The organism is Streptomyces sp. NPDC059679 (genome assembly GCF_042734105.1).
GTDB lineage: Bacteria > Actinomycetota > Actinomycetes > Streptomycetales > Streptomycetaceae > Streptomyces.
In genome coordinates this window covers 1-4,497 of record NZ_JBHWES010000164.1, presented here as the reverse complement: position 1 = coordinate 4,497, position 4,497 = coordinate 1, and the positions used below count along the sequence as shown (strand labels likewise).

The following is a 4,497-nucleotide window of genomic DNA, read 5'->3' as shown; positions in this document are numbered from 1 at the left end:
GAAGCGGAGCTTCTTGACCGTACGGAGTTCACTCAGCCCGCCCTGTTCGCGGTGGAAGTGGCGCTGTTCCGGCTGCTGGAGTCCTGGGGAATCACGCCCCGCTTCGTGGCCGGGCATTCGATCGGGGAGCTCGCCGCGGCACACGCGGCAGGGGTGCTCAGCCTGCCGGACGCCTGCACCTTGGTGGCGGCACGCGCCCGGCTGATGCAGGCCCTGCCCGAGGCCGGCGCGATGGTGTCGCTCCAGGCCACCGAGGACGAGGTGGCACCGCTGCTGGCGGGCCGAGAGCATCTGATCGGCATCGCCGCCGTCAATGCCCCCGAAGCCGTGGTCATCGCGGGTGAGGAGAGCGCCGTACGGGAGGTCGCGGACGAATTCGCCGCGCGGGGGTTCAGGACCAAGCGGCTGTCGGTCTCGCACGCCTTCCACTCCCCGCTGATGGACCCCATGCTGGACGACTTCCGCACCGTGGCCGAGGGACTGACCTACCACGCGCCGCGGATCCCCATGGTGTCCATGGTGACCGGAACACCCGTCCCCGGCAGCGGCAGCGGCAGCGGCACCGAGGGCGAGACGCTGTCCGCGGACTACTGGATACAACACGTCCGGGCCGCCGTACGCTTCGCCGACGGCCTCCGCACACTGGAAGACGCGGGCGTCGACACCTTCCTCGAAATCGGTCCCGACGGCGTACTCTCCGCCATGGCCAGGGACTCCCTGTCCCCCGACACGGCCCTCCTGCCGCTGCTGCGCCGGGACCGCTCCGAGGAACTGTCCACGGCCACCGCCCTCGCCCGGCTCCATGTGCGCGGTACGTCCCCCGACTGGGCCGCGTTTCTGGCGGGGAGCGGGAACGGAAACGGGAGCGGACGCGGCGCGCACCGCGTCGAGCTGCCGACGTACGCCTTCCAGCACGAGCGCTACTGGCCACAGCCGACATCGAACCCGGCTGGGGACATCACCGCCGCCGGACTGGGATCCGCGGACCATCCGCTGCTCGGCGCCGCCGTGGAGCTGGCCGATGGCGAAGGCGCGCTGTTCACCAGCAGGCTCTCGCTGCGAACGCATCCGTGGCTGGCGCAGCACGCCGTGATGGGCGCCGTGCTGCTGCCGGGCACCGCGCTCCTCGAACTGGCGATCCGCGCCGGTGACGAGGTCGGCTGCGACCTCGTGGAGGAGCTGACGCTCGCCACGCCGCTGGTGCTCCCCGAGCACGGCGCGATCCAGGTGCAGTTGCGGGTCGGCGCGGCGGACGAAGCCGGCCGCCGCCCGATGGCGGTGTCCGCGCGGCCCGAGGGAGCGGTGGGCCGGGAGTGGGTCCGGCACGCCGACGGCGTGCTCGGTGCACGTACGCAGACCACCGCTCCTGACATCGCGTTCGACGCTGTCCAGTGGCCGCCGACCGGGGCCGTGCCCATCGAGCTGGACGGGCTGTACGACCGGCTCGCGGAGGACGGATTCGGCTACGGCCCCCTCTTCCAGGGGCTCACCACGGCTTGGCGGCGGGGCGCGGAGGTCTTCGCGGAGATCGCGCTGCCCGACGTCGGGGACGACGCCACACCCATCGCGGATACGGCGGACACCGACGGCTTCGGGCTGCACCCGGCGCTGCTCGACTCCACCCTGCGCGCGGTGGCGCTGCTCGACGGGGAGATTCCGCGCACGGCCCTGCCCTTTTCCTGGGAGAACGTCACCCTGCACGCGAGCGGCGCGAGGGCCCTCCGGATGCGGCTCGCCCCGGCTGGTCCCCATGCGGTGTCCCTCGACCTCGCCGACACCTCCGGCACTCCGGTGGCCACGGTCGGCTCCCTTTCACTACGGCCGCTGTCCGCCGAGCAACTGAGCTCTGCTGCGGGCGCGACGGAGCGCGACTCGCTGTTCCGGCTCGACTGGACGGCCGTCACCGCCGACACCGCCGCACCCCCCGCCGACGCCGGGCCGCTTGCCGTGGTCGGCCCGGACCCCCTCGGGCTCGTCGGGGCGCTCGAGGCCACGGGCCACACCGTACGCCCGTACGCCGATTTCGCCGACCTCATTCAGGCGATCGGTGACGAGGCTGTTGCCCCGGGCGCCGTGCTCATCCCGGTCGCCGGAGCGGCCGATGCGGCTGAGGCGGCCGACGCGGTGGTCGCCACCGCACACCACCTCAGCGCCCAGGTGCTGACGTACCTGCAGACCTGGCTGGCCGAGGAGGAACGCCTGGCGGGCTCCCGGCTGGTGTTCATCACCCGAGGCGCCGCCGGCGACCCGCCCGGCGCCCACGATGTGGCTGCCGCGACCGTTTGGGGCCTGGTGCGCTCGGCGCAGGCGGAACACCCGGACCGGTTCGTCCTCGCCGACCTCGACGCCCGGCCCGAGTCGGCCGCGGCGCTGCCGGGGGCGCTCGGCTCCCCGGAACCGCAGTTGGTGATACGTGACGGCGCGGTCCATGTCGGCCGACTGGCCCGGGTGGCCGTACCGGGCGAGCCCGGCGCCGAATGGGACCCCGAGGGCACGGTGCTGATCACCGGCGGCACCGGGGGGCTGGGCGGCATACTGGCCCGCCACCTGGTCACCGACCACCAGATCAGGCATCTGCTCCTGGCCAGTCGCCGTGGCCGCGCCGCAGCGGGCGCCGACCGGCTGGCCGACGAACTCACCGCCCTGGGCGCCCAGGTGACCGTGGCCTCATGCGACATCGCCGACCGCGACGCGCTGGCCGAGTTGGTGGCCGGTGTGGAGCGGGACCATCCGCTGACGGCCGTGGTGCACACCGCGGGCGTTCTGGACGACGGCGTGATCGAGACCCTCACCCCGCAGCGCATGGCCGCCGTACTGCGCCCGAAGGTGGATGCCGCCTGGCATCTGCACGAGCTGACCCGCGACCTGGACCTGGCCGCGTTCATCACCTTCTCGTCGGTGGTGGGCACCTTCGGTGGCGCGGGCCAGGCCAACTACGCCGCGGGCAACGCGTTTGTGGACGCGCTGGCGGAGCATCGACGTACGGCCGGGCTTCCGGCGGTGTCGCTGGCCTGGGGCCCGTGGACCCAGGCGGGCGGGATGACCAGCACCCTGACCGAGGCGGACATGCGCCGCCTGGCCCGGGAGGGCATGCCCGCGTTGCCGGCCGAGCGGGGCGTGGCGCTGTTCGACGCCGCCCTCGCCGCGCCGGAAGCCGTCCTCCTTCCCGTACCGCTCGACCTGCCCGCGCTGCGCGCACGTGGCGAGATCCCGCCACTGCTGCGAGGACTCATCCGCACCCCCCTCCGCCGCTCGGCGGCCACCGCGCCCGGCACCTCCGCCTCCCTCGCACAGCGGCTCGCCGCCCTGCCGCGAGCGGAGCGCTCGGAGGCCGCGCTCGACCTGGTCCGTACGCATGTGGCGCTGGTGCTGGGACATGCGACGGCGGACGTCGTGGCGCCGACGCGCGCCTTCCAGGAGTTGGGCTTCGACTCCCTGACGGCGGTGGAGCTGCGCAACCGGCTCGGCGCCGCCTCGGGCCTTCGGCTGCCCGCGACCGTCGTCTTCGACTATCCGACCGCCGAGGCGCTGGCGGGCTACCTGCTGGACGAACTGCTCGGCCCGGAAGCGACCGGTGTCGCGAATACCGCGGAGGCCGGGAACACGGCCCATGCACTCCTCCCCGTCGCCGACGACCCGGTGGTGGTCGTGGGCATGGCCTGCCGCTACCCGGGCGGGGTGCGGACTCCGGAGGACCTGTGGCGTCTGGTGGACGGCGGTCAGGACGCCATCTCGGGCTTCCCGGACAACCGCGGCTGGGATCTGGAGGCGCTGTACGACCCGGACCCGGATCACGTCGGCACGTCGTACACCCGGCAAGGTGGCTTTCTCCACGATGCGGGGGAGTTCGACGCGGCGTTCTTCGGGCTCAGCCCGCGTGAGGCGTTGGCGACCGATGCGCAGCAGCGGTTGTTGCTGGAGACGTCGTGGGAGGCGTTCGAGCGGGCCGGGATCGATCCGGTGTCGCTGCGGGGCAGCCGGACGGGTGTGTTCGCGGGGGTGATGTACAACGACTACGGCACTTTGCTGCGCGGTGCGGAGTTCGAGGGGTACCAGACGAACGGCAGCGCGGGCAGTGTGGTGTCGGGGCGGGTGTCGTACACGCTGGGTCTGGAAGGCCCGGCGGTCACGGTCGACACCGCGTGTTCGTCTTCCCTCGTGGCACTGCATCTGGCGGCGCAGGCGTTGCGGTCGGGGGAGTGCTCGCTGGCGTTGGCCGGTGGTGTGACGGTGATGTCGACACCGGCGTCGTTTGTGGAGTTCTCGCGGCAGCGGGGGTTGTCGCCGGATGGGCGGTGCAAGGCGTTCTCGGAGTCGGCCGATGGTGTGGGCTGGTCCGAGGGTGTGGGTGTGCTGGTCCTGGAGCGGCTGTCCGACGCGCGCCGCAATGGCCACGACGTGCTGGCGGTGGTGCGTGGTTCGGCGGTGAATCAGGATGGTGCGTCGAATGGTTTGACGGCGCCGAATGGTCCGTCGCAGCAGCGGGTGATTCGTCAG

1 protein-coding gene is annotated in these 4,497 nt (G+C 72.8%); it reads left to right on the top strand.

The genetic code is table 11. The features are described from left to right. Nucleotides 1–4,497 (top strand): SDR family NAD(P)-dependent oxidoreductase (locus ACFV2X_RS55295; protein WP_385631850.1); only part of this gene is annotated, 4,497 nt, incomplete at both ends.